Here is a 17,070-nt window from a genome sequence, read left to right as displayed (position 1 = left end):
CAAAAATTCCTCACATCACGCCGCCCGAGCGAGCCCCGACGGGAAAGATCGTTGCGGGGGCCGTCACAGCCCTCGCGCTCAGCGCTTTTCGCGCAAGAGGCTCAGAAGATATTTGCCGTAATCGTTCTTCTTGAGCGGCTCGGCCATCTTCTGCAGCGCCTCGGCGGTGATCCAGCCGGCCTCGAAGGCGATCTCCTCGGGGCAGCCGCTCTGCACGCCTTGGCGCTTCGAGAGGGTGCGCACGAAATTGCCCGCATCGAGCAGGCTGCCGTGGGTGCCGGTATCGAGCCAGGCATAGCCGCGGCCCATCCGCTCGACCGAGAGCGTGCCATCCTTGAGATAGCTTTCCAGCAGCGTGACGATCTCGAGCTCGCCCCGGGGCGAGGGTTTGACCTCACGCGCGCGGCGCGGCGCATCGCCGTCGAGGAAGTAAAGCCCGGTCACCGCGTAATTCGACGGCGGCACCTCGGGTTTCTCGATGATCTCCTCGACGGTGCCGGCCGCGTCGAATTTCACCACGCCGTAACGCTCCGGGTCGGCGACCCGATAGCCAAAGACTGTGCCGCCGGTTTCCTTGCGGTCAGCCTCGGCCAAGAGCTCGGGCAGGCCGTGGCCGAAGAAGATATTGTCGCCCAGCACCATCGCCGAAGGCGCGCCGGCGAGGAAATCTTCGGCGAGGATATAGGCCTGCGCCAGCCCGTCGGGCGAGGGTTGGGTGATCCATTCGATGGTCAGGCCCCATTGGCTGCCATCGCCGATCAGGCGCTTGAATTGCTCCTGATCCTGCGGCGTGGTGATGATCGCGATCTCGCGGATGCCGGTCAGCATCAGCACCGAGAGCGGGTAATAGATCATCGGCTTGTCATAGATCGGCATGAGCTGTTTCGAGACAGCCATGGTGACCGGGTAGAGGCGGGTGCCGGAGCCGCCGGCGAGGATGATGCCCTTGCGCTTGGTCATTTCTTAATTTCCAGAATTTTCAAAATATCAGAGAGCTCGGCTTTCCAGTCGGGCCGGGCGATGCCGAAGGTCTCGGCGGTGCGGGCGCAATCCATGCGCGAGTTGGACGGGCGCTTGGCGGGCGTCGGATAGGCCGCGGAGGGGATATCCTCGACCGTGGTCGCGCGGCCGGCCTGCGCAAAGATCTCGCGGGCGAAATCGGCCCAGCTGACATCGGGCGCGCCGGAGAAATGATAGGTGCCGCTTTTCGCCGGATCGGCGGCGAGCTGGCGGGCGATCTCGAGACAGGCCGCGGCGATCGCGCGCGCGGGCGTCGGGCCGCCGATCTGATCGGCCACCACGGTCAGATGCGCGCGCGTTTCCGAAAGCCGCAGCATGGTCTTCACGAAATTCGCGCCATGGGCCGAAAAAACCCAGGAGGTGCGCAAGATCGCATGAACGCCGCCCGCCGCGCGCACGCCCTCTTCGCCCACGAGCTTCGAGCGGCCATAAGCGCCAAGCGGCGCGGTCGGGTGGTCGACCGCGAAGGGCGTCTCGCCCGCGCCGTCAAAGACATAATCGGTCGAGATATGGACAAAGGGCACGCCCAGCGCCGCGCAGGCCCGGGCCATCGCCGCCGGCGCCGCGCCGTTCACCACCGTCGCCGCCACTTCCTCCGCCTCGGCCTTGTCGACCGCGGTCCAGGCCGCCGCGTTGATCGCCGCCGCGGGCTTCGCCGCCGCAATCGCCGCCGCACAGGCCGCCGGGTCCATCAGATCGGCCTGATCGCGGCCGAGATAGACCGCCTCGGGCGCCAGAGCCTGAAGCTCGGTCGCGACCTGCCCCGTCTTGCCGAAAACCAGGATCATGCTTTGCCCAACCGCTGACCGACGCCCTCGCGGCCCTGCAGCGCGCGCCACCAGGCCTCGTTGTCGAGATACCATTGCACCGTTTTCTCGAGCCCCTCCTCGACCGTGACGCTCGGCCGCCAGCCGAGCTCGGCGCGGATCCGGCTCGGGTCGATCGCATAGCGCGCGTCATGGCCCGGGCGGTCGGTCACGAAGGTGATCTGATCGGCGTAGGAGCCCGCCGCCTTCGGGCGCAGCCGGTCGAGAATCCCGCAGAGCGTCTTCACCAGCTCGAGGTTGGTGCGCTCATTCTCGCCGCCGATATTGTAGCTGCGGCCCACCGCGCCTTTCTCGACGACAAGGAGCAGCGCATCGGCATGATCCTCGACATAGAGCCAGTCGCGGATGTTCGAGCCATCGCCATAGATCGGCAGGGCCTTGCCCGCGAGCGCGTTGAGGATGATCACCGGGATCAGCTTCTCGGGGAAGTGGAAGGGCCCGTAATTGTTCGAGCAATTGGTCAGAACGACCGGCAGGCCATAGGTCTCGTGCCAGGCGCGGACGAGATGGTCCGACGAGGCTTTCGAGGCCGAATAGGGCGAGCGCGGGTCATAGGGCGTGTCTTCGGTGAATTTCACCGCCGGGTCAGCGGGCAGCGAGCCGAAGACCTCATCGGTCGAGATATGATGGAAGCGGAAGCTCTCCGGGCGGCCCTTCGCCTCCCAATAGCTGCGCGCGGCCTGCAACATGTTATACGTGCCCATCACATTGGTCTCGATGAACACGCCCGGCCCGTCGATCGAGCGGTCGACATGGCTCTCGGCGGCCAGATGCATCACCGCATCGGGCTGATGCGCCTCGAACACGCGCGCGAGCGCGGCCGGGTCGCGGATATCGGCCTGCTCGAAGGCGTAGAGCGGGCTGTCGGCCACGCTCGCGACATTCTCGAGGCAGGCGGCATAGGTCAGCGCATCGAGGTTGACGACCGAATGGCCGCGCGCGACGGCCAGACGCACCACCGCCGAGCCAATGAACCCCGCGCCGCCGGTAACCAGAATCTTCATCTTCAAACCTCGTAATCGAAGGGCGAGGCAAACTCGGCGAATGCCTGCGCCTTCTCGTCTTTTTCGGAAATGATCGGGGTGATGCCGCTCAGCGGCCAGGCGATGCCGCAGCTATCCCAATGGACCGAGCCGTCGCACTCGGGCGCATAATGATCGGTGCATTTGTAGACGATCTCGCTGTCGGGCTCGAGCGTCATGAAGCCATGCAGGAACCCCGCCGGGATCCAGAGCTGGCGGCCGTTCTCGAAGCTCAGCTCCTCGCCGACCCATTGGCCATAGGTGGGCGAGCCCTTGCGCGCATCGACCGCCACGTCAAAGATCCGCCCGCGGCCGCAGCGCACGAGCTTGCCCTGCGCATGGGGGGGCGATTGGAAATGCAGCCCGCGCACCGTGCCCACCTCGCGCGAGAGCGAATGGTTGTCCTGCACAAACTCGGGCAGATGCACGCCCTCGGCCTCGAGCGTCTTGCGGTTCCAGCTTTCCGAGAAGAACCCGCGATGATCGCCGAAGCGTTTTGGCGTGAGGATCAGCACTCCCTGCAGGTTGGTTTTCTCTACCTTCATGCTGGTTCCCCCGTCTGATCCGCAAGTTCTTTAAACCTTGCGGAATTTATATCGGTCAAGGCGCGTCAGTTCTACCCAAAAGGCGCAGGCGGGAAGGCGCCGGTGTCGCAGAGGTCACAGGACGCCGGCGTGGCGGATATCCTCGGCGGCAAACTCGATGAGCGCGCGGATCTTGCGCGGCAGGGCCCGGCCCTCGAGATAGACCGCGCTGATCGGCGTGCTGTCGCCGGTATGGCCCGCAAGCAGCGGCACGAGCGCGCCGGTTTCCAGCCGGTCGCCCAGCGCAAACCGCGGCACATAGGCGATGCCGCGCCCGGCCTCGGCCAGCGTGCTCGCCGCGCTGGCGGAGTTCACATGAAACCGCCCCTGCACGGTCACCGCCTGTTCGCGCCCCTCGGCGTGAAACACCCAGCGGCGCGGATTGCGGCGGTTGGTGTCGACGATACAGCCATGCGCCGCGAGATCCTCGGGCGTGCGCGGCGCGCCATGGGCGGCGAGGTAGTCGGGGCTCGCCACCAGGGCCGAGCTCAGCGCGCCGAGCTTGCGCTCCTTGAGCGAGAGCATCTCCGAGCGCCCGATCCGAAAGGCGAGGTCGATCCCCTCGCTCGCGAGATCGGCGTAGCGGTCATTCAGCCGCAGATCGAAGCTCAGCCCCGGGTTGGCTTGGGCAAACCGCCCCAGCATCCCGCCGACATAGATCTCGCCGAAGGTCACCGGCGCCGAGATCCGGATCACCCCGGTGAACCCGCGCGAGCCTTCCGCGACCTCGGCCAAGAGCGCGTCGACCTCATCGAGCAGCGCCGGCGCGCGCGCGAGCAGATCATGCCCCGCCGGCGTCAGCCCCACCCGCCGCGTGGTGCGCTGAAACAGCCGCACGCCGAGCCGCGCCTCCAGCTCGGCGACATATTTCGAGGTCAGCCGGTTCGAGACGCCAAGCTGATCGGCGGCGCCGGTGAAAGAGCCGGTCTGGGCGGTGGCGACAAAGGCGCGCAGCTCGTCGAGGACATCCATGGGATTGCGAATGCTCCGGGGATAGTGCCGCCGCATCATCCGCCATGCGGGGGCAATCTGCAAGCCAGCCCGCCCGCTCAGGGCATCGCGGTGAAATCCGATCGCCGGTGCCCCTCGACGAGAGCGCGCAGGCCCTCGGGCGCCAAGACCTCGACCGCATCGCCCCATTGGTAGAGATGCCAGGCCATTTCCAGCCATCCCGCCGCCTGAAAGCGCACGATCAGCCCGCCGTCGGGTTGCGGCTCGAGCACCTGCGAGGGGTGAAACCGGAAGCCCGCGGCGCGGCTCGCCGCCTTGGGCGAGAACCGCCAGACCACCTCGCCAAATTGCGCCGGATCCTGCCAGACGCCAAAGGATTGCGCCGCGAACCGCTCCATCGAGAAGCCGCGCTCCATCGCAAAGCTCTCGTCGAGCACCTCGGCGGTGAGGATCTGATCGAGGCGAAAGCTGCGGATCGAGCCGCCCTTGGCCGGGTCGCGCGCAACGAGATAGGTGCGGTGGCCCATCAGGACGCCATGGGGTTCGAGGATCCGCGGCGCGGTGTCTGCGCTCTTGTATCTGACCCGCAGCCGGAACGGGCCGCGCAGGGATTCGGTGATCGCATCGAGCAGATCGGGGGCGAGGCTGACCTTTGGCCCCGGGCGGGTGACGCTCGCCAGAGCCGAGAGCACCGCCTCGGCATCGGCCTCCGCGCGCGCGGCGTCGCGGGGGGTGAGCCGCGCGAGGAGCGTTTCGCGCAGATCGGCGAGCGCCTGCCGGTGCCGCAGCCGGCCCGTGCTCGCCGCCTCGCGCTCGGCGATCTCGAGCGCCTCGAGCGCGGGCTCCGGGCGCGGTTGCAGCCGGTCGAGCCCCGGCGCCTCGATCCGCCAGCGCCGCTTGCGATCCTCGCCGTCAAGGCGCGCGACATTGGCGAAGCTGTCCTCGAGCGCATCGGTCATCCGCTGCGCGGTGCGGTGCGAAACGCCGAATTCCTCCATGATGTCTTGCAAGGAGAGCCCCCCGCGCCGCCGCGAGCCGGGCCAGGCGGATCAGATCCTGCGCTTTGGAAAAGGACAAGAGCCACCCCGCCAGCATTTGACACCCTTTGAGGCTAAAGCTGATCGCCGGGTCTGTCGAGGCGATTCCCCCCGCGGATCCGGTCCAAGGAGGGTGATCATCATGTGGTCGCAAGACGCGCGTTCCCGGTTTCCGGTTCTGACCCGCCGAGCGCTTGGCGCGCGGCTGGCGGGGGTGGCGGCGTTGGGGTTTGGCGGGCGGGCGGCGGCGGCGGGCCCCGCGCCGGCCGCGCTCGATGCCGATCTGCGCGACGCGGCGCTGCGCGGGTTTGCGCTGGCGGCGCATCGGGGCGATCCCGTCGGTGCGGCGGCGGCGCAGGCCGCTCTGGCGCGGCTCGGCGACACCGATCCCGAGGCGGCGCTGCTCGGCCGGCTCTATCAGTTGCTCGATGTGCGCCCCTCGGCCTGGTGGCCCGAGGGCCTGCCCGCGGCGGCCGAGGCCGATCTGGCCGCGCTGCACGGGGCGATCCGGGCTTGCGCGCCGGTGGCCTTCGACTACACCGATCTTTCCGGCGCCCAAACCACCCGCGAGGTCTTGCCGCTTGCGCTCGTGCATCCGCCGCAGGGCGTGAAACTGCTGGCCTGGTGCGAGACCCGCGCGGGGTTTCGGCAGTTCTTCGTGCGCGCGATCTCGGGCCTCACGCTCCGGCCGGGCGATTTCACCGCGCGTCGGATAGCGCTGTTGCAGGGGCTGCTCGAGAAGGAGACCGGCGCGGCGAGCTGAGCTTCATGCCCGGCTGGCTCAGCCGCGCTTCCGGCCCGATCCAGGCATAGGCCAGCAGGCAGGGGCTCAGCTCGTCGGTGGTGATCCGGTGTTCGAGGCCCGGCCGGTTGAAGATCAGCGACCCCGGCGCATGGACGGCCGCATCGTTCTGGGACCAGGCCCCCGCGACCGAGATATAGCTCTCCTCGATCTCCTTGTGGCTGTGTTGCGGGTAGGTGGTGCCCGGCGCGAAGAGCACAAAGCCGAGGATCAGCCGCTCGGCGCGGATCGGCCCCCGCGGCCCGAGGATCTCGCAATAGGCATATTTGCGCGCGAGCGCCTTCGGAACCTTCTCATAGCCATATTCCCAAGTGAGCCCGTCGGCGACCCGCGCCAGCGCCCGCGACAGGCCCTGCCCCGCGCCCCGTTCGCCAAGATCGAGCGCACGGCCGAGATGGGCCGTGACCGGCTTGACCTCGGGCGGGCGCCCCGAGATCTCGGGGTTGGCATCGAGGATCATCGCAAGCGCGTCGCGCACGCGTTTGCGATGCGCGCGGATCGGCCCGCTGCCCCCCGCCGAGCCCTGCCGGTAGAGCGCGTCGAACTCCTCAAGCAGGTAGAGCCAGTCGGGGCAATCCGTCAGGCGCGGCCCTTGTGCGCAATCGGTCGGGGGGCGGCATCCGGCGCTCTCCCGGCGGGTCAGGGGGTGACCGGGATGACGATGCGGCCGCGCACCGCCCCGTCGAGGAATTTCGGCGCGGTGTCGATGACCTCGGCGAAGGCGAGTTCGGTCGTCATCTCCTCGAGCTTGGCCAGATCGAGATCGCGGGCGAGCCGCGCCCAGGCGGCGAGGCGGTCGGGCTTGGGGCACATGACGCTATCGACCCCGGCGAGCGTCACGCCGCGCAGGATGAAGGGCGCCACCGAGGCGGGCAGATCCATCCCCGCCGCCAGACCGCAGGCCGCAACCACGCCGCGGTATTTCATCATCGAGAGCATGTTCGCGAGCACCGTGCTGCCCGCGACATCGATGCCGCCGGCCCAGCGCTCGCGCCCCAGAGGCCGGACCTTGCCGGTCAGCTCGCTGCGGTCGATCACCGAAGCGGCGCCGAGGCCGCGCAGATAGTCCGCCTCGGCGGCGCGCCCGGTGACCGCCGCGACCTCGTAGCCCTGCGCGGCCAGAAGCGCCACCGCCACGCTGCCGACACCGCCGGCGGCGCCGCTCACGACGATCTCGCCGTCGCCGGGCCGGACACCGTGCCGCTCGAGCGCCAGAACGCAGAGCATGGCCGTATACCCCGCCGTGCCGATCGCCGCGGCCTGCCGCAGATCGAGCGAGGCGGGCAGCGGCACGAGCCAGTCGCCGCGAACCCGCGCCCGTTCGGCCAGCCCGCCCCAATGCGTCTCCCCCACGCCCCAGCCATTCAGGATGACCCGATCGCCCGGCTTGAAATCGGCATGGCGGCTCTCGGCCACGGTGCCCGTGAAATCGATCCCCGGCACCATCGGGAAGCGCCGCACGACCGGCGCCTTGCCGGTGATCGCGAGCGCATCCTTGTAGTTCAGCGTCGAATAGGCGACCTCGACGAGCACATCGCCCTCGGGCAGCTGGTCCTCGGCGACATCGGTCAGCGAAACGGCCTGCGTGTCTTCGGCTTTCTCGATCAGTATGGCTTTCATGGTCCTCTCCCTGCGTCAGTCCGGGGTCCGCGTCTCGAAGAGGCGGACGAATGTGGTGGTGAAACTGCGCAGCGGATCGGCGCGCAGCTCGAGCTTGGCGCGCAAGATCGCGCCCTCCCAGCCGATCCAGAAGGCCTCGGCAAGGCGGTCGGGATCCTGCGCGGCGCCGAGCTCGCCGCAGGCCTGCGCCTCGCGCAACAGCCGCGCCGTGCGGCTTTGCCATCGCTCCAGAACCGCGATGAGCGCGCCGCGAAAATCGTCCGGCAAGGCGCCCATCTCCTGCCCGAGGTTGCCGACGAGACATCCGCGCCGGAAGCCGTGGCGCGCCATACCGTCCTCGGCCATGCGGGTGAACCGGCGCAGCCGCTCCAGGGGCGTCGGGCCATCCGCGAGGAAAGCCCGATCGAGAAGGCGGGCGAAATAGCTGTCATAGGCCGCAATCAGCGCGAGACCGAAATCGGCCTTGCTGCGGAAGTGGTGGTAGAAGCTGCCCTTGGGAATTTTCGCGCCCGCGAGGATCTCGTCGACCCCGACCGAGGAATATCCGCGCTCGGTCAGATGCGCGAGCCCGGCGCGGATCAGCGCCTGACGCGTTTGCGAGGCGTCGGGCGCGGCCCGCGGGCGGCCGCGGCGAGGCTTTTGGGCAAGCGGGTCTGTGGCGGTCATGCCGATTTAATAGACCATCCCGTCTATTAAATCAAGACGGCCGGGATAGCGGCCCCCAGAGCCCGGAACCGCGCGCAGAACCGCACGGGGCCCGGAACGCCGAAAAGCCCTGCCTTCGGAACCGAAGGGCAAGGCCATGTGCAAGAAGATGCGGGAAAATTGGTCGGAGCGAGAGGATTCGAACCTCCGACCCCCTGCTCCCGAAGCAGGTGCGCTACCAGGCTGCGCTACGCTCCGACCGTGTGGGCGGGAACTACCCAACCGGCGCGGCATTTGCAAGGGGGTAATTGCGCAAATTCAGCCGCGGCGCGAATTCCTTGCGCCGAGGCCCAGCGCGCGGCTGATCAGCGAGGCGCGCGGGGTGCTCACCGTCTCGGCGCGGCCGCGGGTTTCGAGGACGGGGGTGTTCTGCCCGGCGTTCGCGGTCGCCTCGCGGAACACGATATAGACCCCCGAGGCGATCACCACCGCCGCGCCGAGCATCGTCGGCCCGTCGACCGGCTCGCCGAACAGGAACCAGCCGTAGAACACCGCCCAGATGATCTGCGAATATTGCATCGGCGCGACGATCGCCGCCTCACCGGCGCGATAGGCGAGGATCTGCAGGAAGGAGGCGAAGAGCCCGAAGAGCGCGATCACCGCCATCAGCCCCATATCGCCAAGCTCGAGCGGCACCCAGACCGCCGGCAGCGCCACCCCCATCGCAGCGATATTGCCCAGCAGCGGCGACAAGAGCAGCACCACCGTGCGCTCATCGCCGCCGATCTTGCGCACCGAGATCGCCGCCACCGCCCCGGTCAGCGCCGCCACGATCGCCGAGAGATGGCCAAGGCCGAGCTCGGCCTGACCCGGGCGCACCACGATCAGCACGCCCACCAGCCCGACCACCACCGCCGCCCAGCGATGCGCCCCGACCTTCTCGCCCAGCACCGGGATCGCGAGGATGGTGATCAGGAGCGGCGTGGCGAAGAGGATCGGGTAGACCTGCGCGAGCGGCAGATGCGAGAAGGCGTAAAAGGCCGAGACGCCGGTGATCACCGTGGTCGTGGCGCGCAGCGTCACCCACCAGGGATGGATCGGCCGCAGATGGCCCTCGCGTTTGTCCTGCAGCAGAATCATCGAGATCAGCGGGAAGCTCAGCAGCGCCGCGAAGAACACGATCTGGATCGCGGAATAGCGCTCGCCGAGCGTTTTCACGATCGCGTCGTGGCTGGCGTAGATCGCCATCGCGAGCAGCGCATAGGCCGCGCCCTTGGCGTTGGATTTCGCGCTCTGCATCGTCACCTCCGGTATCGCAAACATAGCCACAGCCGGGCGAAAAGGGGAACCCCCGCAAAGCAAAACGGCGCGGAACCCCGCGCCGTTCCACGAAAATTTCGCGCGCCTCAGAGGCTCGCGTCGAGCGCTTCGATGATCTTGTCGCCCATCTGCGCGGTCGAAACCGGGGTGCCGCCCTCCGGGCCCATCAGATCGGCGGTGCGCACGCCATCGGCGAGCACCTTCTCGACGGCCTTCTCGAGGCGGGTGGCCTCTTCGCCCTGATCGAAGCTGTAGCGCAGCGCCATCGCGAAGCTGAGGATGCAGGCGATCGGGTTGGCCTTGCCCTGGCCGGCGATATCGGGGGCCGAGCCGTGCACGGGCTCATACATCGCCTTCGGCCGGCCGTTCGCCATCGGCGCGCCGAGCGAGGCCGAGGGCAGCATGCCGAGCGAGCCGGTCAGCATCGCGGCGCAATCCGAGAGGATATCGCCAAAGAGGTTGTCGGTGACGATCACGTCGAACTGTTTGGGCCAGCGCACGAGCTGCATCGCGCCGTTGTCGGCATACATATGCGAGAGCTCCACCTCGGGGTAGTCGGCGCCGACGCGGGTGACAACCTCGCGCCACAGGATCCCCGATTCCATCACATTGGCCTTCTCCATCGAGCAGACCTTCTTGTTGCGGCGCATCGCGAGCTCAAAGGCCGAGCGCGCCACGCGCTCCACCTCGGCTTCGGTGTAACGTTGGGTGTTGATGCCCACGCGCTCGCCGTTTTCCTCGAAGATGCCGCGCGGCGTGCCGAAATAGACCCCCGAGGTCAGCTCGCGCACGATCATGATATCGAGGCCCGCGACCACGTCTTTCTTCAGCGAGGAGAAATCCGCCAGCGCGTCGAAACATTGCGCGGGGCGGAGGTTGGCGTAGAGATCCATCTCCTTGCGCAGGCGCAGCAGGCCGCGCTCGGGCTTCACCGAGAAATCGAGCACATCGTATTTCGGGCCGCCCACGGCGCCGAGCAGAACCGCATCCACCTCTTGCGCCTTGGCCATCGTCGCATCGGCCAGCGGCACGCCATGCACATCATAGGCCGCGCCGCCCACGAGGTCTTCGGAGACGTCGAAGGCGAGCCCGCGCTTGTCGCCATACCACGAGATGATCTTTTTCACCTCAGCCATGACTTCCTGGCCGATGCCATCGCCGGGGAGGATGAGGATAGAGGGGTTCGACATGCCGTTTTCTCCAACGCCTATTGGGTTGGAAGCGGCCTATCCAATGCCCGCCCCCGGGTCAAGGCCGGGTCAAGCGAAGGGGGCGAAAAGGCTCAGGGAAAGGCGAGATCGACCCAGACGAGGCGGTGGCGCGAGGCGGTCTCGGCGGCGGCGGCGCCGGGGGCGCCCGGGGCGGGCCAATAGACCCCGGCGCCTTCGATGCGCAGCCCCGCCGAGGGCAGGACGTAATCCACCCGCAGATTGCCCGGCGGGTCGGGGTAATCGGCGGTATCGAGGGCGGGGTCGCCCTTCTGGCCCGGGTCGGCCGCCGCCGCCCCGCCCGCGGAGGCCGGGCGCGGGTCTTGCAGCCGCGGATCGGCGAGCAGCGCGGTGAGCGCCTCGGGGCGGCCCTCGCCATCCGCCGGGTCGAGGTTGGCATCGCCCAGAACCACGAAAGGCGGCGCGGGGGGCGCTTCGCCCAGCCGGCCGTCGAGGTAAAGCCGCCAGAACGCCGCCTCATCATGGTTGCGCCGGCCGTTGCGGTCCTCGGGCCCGTCGAACACCGGCGGCGTGGCGGCAAAGGCGAGAAGATGCAGCGCCGAGCCATCCGCGCGCCGCAGGGGCAGATCCCAATGCGCCACCGTCGAGAGGCGCTGCACCGCGCGCGCCTCGGGCGAGAGCCCCGCGCCCTCGATCAGCGCGCCGGGCAGGTCGCGCCAGGCCAGCGTCGAGAAATCCCGCGCGCGCTCCGTCTCGATCGGCAGCCGCGAGAGCAGCGCCATCCCGCCTTGCCCCGTGAACCGGCCATAGCCCTGCGCATCGCGCCCCTCGCCCAGCCGGCCGTTGCCATCGAGATCGAGCCCGGTCGCGAGGCCCGCATTCGTCGGCGGCGCGAAGCGATAGGGGTAGCCCTGCCCCGCCGCCGCCAGCCGCGCCTCGAAAGCCGCCAGAGCCCGGCCCTCGAAATCCCAGTCAAAGCCGGTGATCAGCAAGATATCCGGGGCGGTCGCGGTGATCACCTCGATCGCGGCGGCGATCTGCTTGTCCTTGCCGCTCTCGATATCGCGCCACAGAAGGCCCGGGCCCTTGCGGCTGAGCTCGGCCGACCAGGTCGCCACGCGCAGCACTTCCGCCCCCGCGGGCCCGGCCAGCAGCGCCGCGATCAGGCCGGCTGATAGCCCTGCTCGCCCGCGCTCATGCGGCGTTTTTCCTCGATCAGCCCGGCCACGCGCCCCATCGCAAGGCCGCGCATCAACAGGCTCAAAGGCAGGAAGCACCATGCGGTCACCGTCCAGATCATCGTTTGCGGGGCGTCGAGCGTGATCGGCGAGAACATCACCGACACCGTCTTGATAAACGCCGGCAGCAGGAAGGGCAAAAGAAAGCCCAGCGCCAGGTTGCCCCAGGCATCGCGGCGCAACCGCTCGACGACATCGCCGCCCGCGGTCGGGTCGAAGGTCGGCAGGTTGACCCAGACGTTGAAGCCCTGCGGCTGCAGCGGCCAGCCGCCAAAGCGCATCGTCAGCCCGAAGACGAGCAGGGCGACGAGCGAGATCAGATGCCCCACCCCGCCGATCGTGCGCAGCCGCTCCACCGTTTCGGGGGCGGCATCGGGCGGCAGCATCAGCGTCAGCACCCGCACCGGGCTATAGGGGATGTCGATCAGCCGGCCGACCTTCATGCCCAGGAGATCGAGAAACTGGCTGAGCGTGGTCGGCGCGGTCTCGGCGCGAAACACCGTCGCGCCATAGAGCACGATCGCGAAGAGCGCGATGAACCGCAGCCGGTTGAACGGCGGCGCGTCGCGAAACTCGATCAGGCCGGGATAGACGGAGGCATATTCAAAGAGCGTCAGCGCGCCGGCGAAAAGCGCGATCAACGCGACGATCTGGCCGGTATCCATGGAGATCGACGGCAGCATCAGCGACGGAGTCGTGATCACCATGGCCACCATCACGGCACGCATCAGCGCACCCAGAATCCGAGAGATCACTGCCCTACCCTCAACCATGGTCGACCCCGATACGATGCCGGCGCCTTTTCCCACGTTCTGCCCGCCAATTGTGGCGGCATGCCTCATTCTTGCCCCAATTTCGCCCATTTCACAGCCCCGTGCAATGTCTCTTGAAGGAAGACGCCCGAAATCCGGCCATTTCTGGGTCAAACTGGTGCCTCGCTGCATCAATCCTGCGGCAAGAATAAGGCCGCCCAGGGGGCGGCCCAAGATATTGTGCAAGTCGCGGTGAACGCACCCAGAGCCTCAGACCCAGGGGCGCGATTGCGCGGCCTGCGCCTCGAAGCTGTCGATCGCCGCGGCCTTCTCGAGCGTCAGCCCGATATCGTCGAGCCCCTCGATCAGGCAGTGCTTCTTGAACGGATCGACCTCGAAGTCGATCACGGTGCCGTCCGAGGTGGTGATCTGCTGCGCCTCGAGATCAACGGTCATCCGCGCGTTCGAGCCCTTCTCGGCGTCTTTCATCAACAGGTCGACCTGCTCTTGAGGCAGCACGATCGGCAGCATGCCGTTCTTGAAGCAGTTGTTGAAGAAGATGTCGGCGAAGGAGGTCGAGACGATCACCTTGATGCCGAAATCCGCCAGCGCCCAGGGCGCATGCTCGCGCGAGGAGCCGCAGCCGAAGTTGTCGCCCGCGATCAGGATCGAGGCGTTGCGGTATTGCGGCTTGTTGAGCACGAAATCGGGCAGCTCGTTGCCCGCGCGGTCATAGCGCATCTCGTCGAAGAGGTTCACACCGAGACCCGAGCGCTTGATCGTCTTGAGGAAGACCTTCGGGATGATCATGTCGGTGTCGATGTTGACGAGCGGCATGGGCGCCGCGATGCCGGTCAGTTTTTCGAACTTTTGCATGGTCGGTGCTCCTCAGGCGGTTTCTTTCGCGGCCATCAGCGCGCGGACATCGGTCAGCTTGCCGGTGATCGCGGCGGCGGCGGCCATCGCGGGGCTCAGCAGGTGGGTGCGGCCCTTGTAGCCCTGACGGCCCTCGAAGTTGCGGTTCGAGGTCGAGGCGCAGCGCTCGTATTCGGCGAGCTGGTCGGGGTTCATCGCGAGGCACATCGAGCAGCCCGCCATCCGCCATTCAAAGCCCGCATCGGTGAAGATCTTGTCGAGACCCTCTTCCTCGGCCTGATAGCGCACGAGGCCCGAGCCCGGCACCACCATCGCGCGCACGCCCGGCGCGAGCTTGTTGCCCTTCACCACCTCGGCGGCGGCGCGCAGGTCTTCGATGCGGCCGTTGGTGCACGAGCCGATGAACACCACGTCGATCTTGATGTCGGTCAGCTTCTGGCCGGGCTCAAGGCCCATGTAGTCGAGCGAGCGTTTCACCGCCTCGACCTTGCCGCCGGTGAAGCTCTCCGGCGCGGGGACAACCCCCGAGATCGGCAGCACGTCCTCGGGCGAGGTGCCCCAGGTCACGACCGGCTCGATATCTTCGGCGGCGATGGTCACGACCTTGTCGAAATGCGCGCCCTCATCGGTGTAGAGCGTCTTCCACCAATTCAGCGCGGCCTCGAACTGCGCGCCTTTCGGGGCGTGCGGGCGGCCTTTGACGTATTCGAAGGTCTTTTCGTCGGGCGCGATCAGGCCCGCGCGCGCGCCGCCTTCGATCGCCATGTTGCAGACCGTCATGCGGCCTTCCATCGACAGATCGCGGATCGCTTCGCCGCAATATTCGATGACATAGCCGGTGCCGCCGGCGGTGCCGGTATGGCCGATGACCGCGAGCGTGATGTCCTTGGCGGTGACGCCGGGCTTCAGCTTGCCGGTGATCTCCACCTTCATGTTCTTCGATTTCTTCTGGATCAGCGTCTGGGTGGCGAGCACATGCTCGACCTCCGAGGTGCCGATGCCATGCGCGAGCGCGCCGAAAGCGCCATGCGTCGCGGTGTGGCTGTCGCCGCAGACGACCGTCATGCCCGGCAGGGTCCAGCCCTGTTCCGGGCCGACGATATGCACGATGCCCTGACGGATATCGGAGACCGGGTAGTAGTTCACGCCGAAATCGCGCGCGTTCTTGTCGAGCGCCTCGACCTGGATGCGGCTTTCCTCGTTCTCGATCACGCCCGAGGCGCGATCGGTCGTGGTCGGCACGTTATGGTCCGGCACGGCGATGGTCTTTTCCGGCGCGCGCACCTTGCGGCCCGTCATGCGCAGGCCCTCGAAGGCCTGCGGGCTCGTCACTTCATGGACGAGGTGGCGGTCGATATAGAGCAGGCAGGTGCCGTCGGCGTCTTCGGAGACGACATGGGCGTCCCAGATCTTGTCATAGAGGGTTTTCGGAGCGGACATGGCTCTCACTTTCGATAGCTAGGTAACCTGGATCGGGGAACGGCGGGCGGGCAAGCGGCCGCCGTGGGCGACAAGGGCGCGCGAAACGCCCCCGCGCCGACATCAAAGTCGGGCGAGGATGGAGCGGCTCTCGCCGTAGAATCGCTCCCGCAGGCGGGCGCGGTCATCCATGTCGAAAATCGTCGTCATGGCGCGCGATATAGGGGATCGGCCCGCCCGGGGCAAGAAAATCTAAGGGAAGAGGGGCTGACCTTACCGCACGCCCTTGACATTCGCCCGCCGATGGCAGACCGGGGCCGCAAACGCCCGCGGAGTTGAGATTCCGGGGGTGCGATGCTATTTTGAAGTTACGCCCAGCGCCGGGGCCTGACGGCGCGTGACCCCTTGGAGGACTATGTCCTGTCTCATCTCTCTCTCGCGGCCTCTGATGCGGGCGCAATGGTGGCGCGCATGACGGCCGATCTGAAAGACGCCGAAGTCTCGAGCGACCAGATCCTGGCGCGCGTGCTGACCTCTCTCGACGACGACAAGGCCGAGGAAATCGTCACCATCGACCTGCGCGGGCGCTCGTCGATCGCCGATTACATGGTGATCTGCTCGGGCCGCAGCTCGCGGCAGGTCGGCGCCATCGCCGAGAAACTGACCGAGCGGCTGAAGGAAGAGTTCGGCCGGATCTGCAAGATCGAGGGCAAGGATCAGGGCGACTGGGTCTTGATCGACACGCAGGACGTGATCGTCCATGTGTTCCGCCCCGAAGTGCGCGAGTTCTACCAGCTCGAGAAAATGTGGATGCCGACGGGCGCCCCGGTCTGAGGCATGAAGCTCGCGATCTGCGCCGTGGGGCGGCTGCGCAAAAGCCCCGAGCTCGCGCTGATCGAGGATTATCTGGAGAGGTTCGGCAAGGCCGGCCGGGCGATGGGGCTCGGGCCGGCCTCTGTCATCGAGGTCGAGGACAAGAAGAACCTCGGCATGGAGGCGGAGGCGGCGCTGATCGAGCGCGCGGTGCTGCCCGGCTCGGTGCTGGTCACGCTCGATGAGCGCGGCGATCTGGTCAGCTCGCCCGAATTTGCCGCGCGGCTCGGCGGCTGGCGCGATGCGGCGCGCGATGTGACCTTTGTCATCGGCGGCGCCGACGGGATCGCGCCAGGCCTGCGCGCCAAGGCGGATTGGTCGCTCAGCTTCGGGCGGATGGTCTGGCCGCATATGCTGGTGCGGGTGATGCTCGCCGAACAGCTCTACCGCGCCGGGCAGATTCTCGCCGGCACCCCCTATCACCGCGTCTGAGGCTTGCTGCGGCCCCGGCTTTGCGGCACCCTCGCCCGAGCCGCAAAGGAGCCCGCCATGACCCGCAAGGCCGCCGCCCTGATCACCGCCGCCAGCCTGCTCGCCGCCCCCGCCGCCCAGGCGATGGGCGATGCGATCACACCGCTCCGGCTCGGCTGCCGCACGGAAAGCGCCAAGGCGCGGGTCGATGACGAGATCTGCACGCTGTTTCTCGAACGCGTCGCGGCGCGCTACCCGAACCACGATCTGCAACTGATCGGCGCGGGGGCGGGGGCGGATCTGACGCTCGTGCTGCTCGATGCGAGCGCGCAGAGCTTCTCGGCGCGGGTCGATCATGCGCAGGGCCCGGGCGAGCCCCTGGGCACGATGCGCCGCGGCGCGCCGCTCGACCGGGCCGCGCGCGCCCAGCTTCTCGACCAGCTTCTGGCCGCCACGCCGACCCCCTGACCGGGGCCTGACAGATCGGGCGCATTTGGCTCGAAC

Annotated in this window: 19 protein-coding genes and 1 tRNA gene; 4 read left to right on the top strand and 16 right to left on the bottom strand. The window is 67.8% G+C overall.

Features of this window, described 5'->3' with window-relative positions:
- Nucleotides 1-78: 78 nt before the first annotated feature.
- The 6 genes from rfbA to LPB142_RS01290 form a co-directional block, all read right to left on the bottom strand.
- A complete protein-coding gene (rfbA, locus tag LPB142_RS01315) occupies nt 79-960 on the bottom strand; it encodes a glucose-1-phosphate thymidylyltransferase RfbA (protein ID WP_071165273.1) in 882 nt (293 codons plus the stop codon).
- Nucleotides 957-1,808 carry a dTDP-4-dehydrorhamnose reductase gene (gene rfbD, locus LPB142_RS01310; RefSeq protein WP_071165272.1) on the bottom strand — a complete coding sequence of 284 codons (852 nt, stop codon included), beginning with the start codon at nt 1,806-1,808 and terminating at the stop codon, nt 957-959. Before rfbD ends, rfbA begins: the two co-directional genes overlap by 4 nt.
- Nucleotides 1,805-2,851, bottom strand: coding sequence for a dTDP-glucose 4,6-dehydratase (gene rfbB, locus LPB142_RS01305; RefSeq protein WP_071165271.1), 1,047 nt, complete (start codon nt 2,849-2,851; stop codon nt 1,805-1,807). Before rfbB ends, rfbD begins: the two co-directional genes overlap by 4 nt.
- A 2-nt stretch (nt 2,852-2,853) precedes the next feature.
- The gene (gene rfbC / locus LPB142_RS01300; protein WP_068766412.1) at nt 2,854-3,414 is read right to left on the bottom strand and encodes a dTDP-4-dehydrorhamnose 3,5-epimerase; all 561 of its coding nucleotides are present in this window, start codon (nt 3,412-3,414) and stop codon (nt 2,854-2,856) included.
- Between the two features lie 114 nt (nt 3,415-3,528).
- Nucleotides 3,529-4,425 (bottom strand): LysR family transcriptional regulator, encoded by an 897-nt coding sequence (locus LPB142_RS01295; protein WP_071165270.1) that lies wholly within the window; start codon nt 4,423-4,425, stop codon nt 3,529-3,531.
- Between the two features lie 77 nt (nt 4,426-4,502).
- Nucleotides 4,503-5,414 (bottom strand): helix-turn-helix transcriptional regulator, encoded by a 912-nt coding sequence (locus tag LPB142_RS01290; RefSeq protein WP_232230952.1) that lies wholly within the window; start codon nt 5,412-5,414, stop codon nt 4,503-4,505.
- Between the two features lie 169 nt (nt 5,415-5,583).
- Between LPB142_RS01290 and LPB142_RS01285 the strand changes: the two genes are divergently transcribed.
- Nucleotides 5,584-6,204 carry a WYL domain-containing protein gene (locus tag LPB142_RS01285; RefSeq protein ID WP_071165269.1) on the top strand — a complete coding sequence of 207 codons (621 nt, stop codon included), beginning with the start codon at nt 5,584-5,586 and terminating at the stop codon, nt 6,202-6,204.
- Here the strand turns inward: LPB142_RS01285 and LPB142_RS01280 are convergent.
- From LPB142_RS01280 to leuC, 10 genes are all read right to left on the bottom strand, one after another.
- On the bottom strand, nt 6,140-6,886 hold the full coding sequence (locus tag LPB142_RS01280; RefSeq protein WP_083392734.1) for a dimethylsulfonioproprionate lyase family protein: 747 nt from the start codon (nt 6,884-6,886) through the stop codon (nt 6,140-6,142). The genes LPB142_RS01285 and LPB142_RS01280 overlap by 65 nt on opposite strands.
- A complete protein-coding gene (gene acuI, locus LPB142_RS01275) occupies nt 6,883-7,863 on the bottom strand; it encodes an acrylyl-CoA reductase (NADPH) (protein ID WP_071165268.1) in 981 nt (326 codons plus the stop codon). The genes LPB142_RS01280 and acuI overlap by 4 nt, the downstream gene beginning before the upstream one ends.
- A gap of 15 nt (nt 7,864-7,878) precedes the next feature.
- Nucleotides 7,879-8,529, bottom strand: coding sequence for an acrylate utilization transcriptional regulator AcuR (gene acuR / locus LPB142_RS01270; RefSeq protein ID WP_071165267.1), 651 nt, complete (start codon nt 8,527-8,529; stop codon nt 7,879-7,881).
- Between the two features lie 160 nt (nt 8,530-8,689).
- A tRNA-Pro gene (locus LPB142_RS01265) sits at nt 8,690-8,766 on the bottom strand.
- Between the two features lie 60 nt (nt 8,767-8,826).
- Nucleotides 8,827-9,807 (bottom strand): DMT family transporter, encoded by a 981-nt coding sequence (locus LPB142_RS01260; protein ID WP_068766427.1) that lies wholly within the window; start codon nt 9,805-9,807, stop codon nt 8,827-8,829.
- Between the two features lie 107 nt (nt 9,808-9,914).
- Nucleotides 9,915-11,018 carry a 3-isopropylmalate dehydrogenase gene (gene leuB / locus LPB142_RS01255; RefSeq protein WP_071165266.1) on the bottom strand — a complete coding sequence of 368 codons (1,104 nt, stop codon included), beginning with the start codon at nt 11,016-11,018 and terminating at the stop codon, nt 9,915-9,917.
- 92 nt (nt 11,019-11,110) lie between these two features.
- Nucleotides 11,111-12,124, bottom strand: a complete 1,014-nt coding sequence (locus LPB142_RS01250) for an endonuclease/exonuclease/phosphatase family protein (protein WP_232230949.1) — start codon at nt 12,122-12,124, stop codon at nt 11,111-11,113.
- A gap of 35 nt (nt 12,125-12,159) precedes the next feature.
- Nucleotides 12,160-12,963, bottom strand: a complete 804-nt coding sequence (locus LPB142_RS01245; protein ID WP_232230947.1) for a hypothetical protein — start codon at nt 12,961-12,963, stop codon at nt 12,160-12,162.
- A 294-nt stretch (nt 12,964-13,257) separates the two neighbouring features.
- Nucleotides 13,258-13,863, bottom strand: coding sequence for a 3-isopropylmalate dehydratase small subunit (gene leuD, locus LPB142_RS01240; protein ID WP_068766430.1), 606 nt, complete (start codon nt 13,861-13,863; stop codon nt 13,258-13,260).
- Between the two features lie 12 nt (nt 13,864-13,875).
- On the bottom strand, nt 13,876-15,303 hold the full coding sequence (gene leuC, locus LPB142_RS01235) for a 3-isopropylmalate dehydratase large subunit (RefSeq protein ID WP_068766431.1): 1,428 nt from the start codon (nt 15,301-15,303) through the stop codon (nt 13,876-13,878).
- 450 nt (nt 15,304-15,753) lie between these two features.
- On the opposite strand from leuC, the gene rsfS reads away from it, so the two are divergent.
- Genes rsfS through LPB142_RS01220 form a run of 3 tightly spaced genes read left to right on the top strand, consistent with a single transcriptional unit; the run spans nt 15,754 to nt 17,034 of the window.
- Nucleotides 15,754-16,116: a ribosome silencing factor gene (gene rsfS / locus LPB142_RS01230; protein WP_068766540.1), complete on the top strand. Its 363-nt coding sequence runs from the start codon at nt 15,754-15,756 to the stop codon at nt 16,114-16,116.
- Nucleotides 16,117-16,119: 3 nt separating this feature from the next.
- On the top strand, nt 16,120-16,587 hold the full coding sequence (gene rlmH, locus LPB142_RS01225) for a 23S rRNA (pseudouridine(1915)-N(3))-methyltransferase RlmH (protein ID WP_071165264.1): 468 nt from the start codon (nt 16,120-16,122) through the stop codon (nt 16,585-16,587).
- 57 nt (nt 16,588-16,644) lie between these two features.
- Nucleotides 16,645-17,034, top strand: a complete 390-nt coding sequence (locus LPB142_RS01220; protein ID WP_071165263.1) for a hypothetical protein — start codon at nt 16,645-16,647, stop codon at nt 17,032-17,034.
- The last annotated feature ends 36 nt before the right edge of the window (nt 17,035-17,070 follow it).

It is taken from the genome of Rhodobacter xanthinilyticus, from assembly GCF_001856665.1.
Taxonomy (GTDB): domain Bacteria; phylum Pseudomonadota; class Alphaproteobacteria; order Rhodobacterales; family Rhodobacteraceae; genus Rhodobacter; species Rhodobacter xanthinilyticus.
The sequence above is the reverse complement of the archived record's forward strand: the minus strand, read 5'-3'. Positions and strand labels throughout refer to the sequence as shown.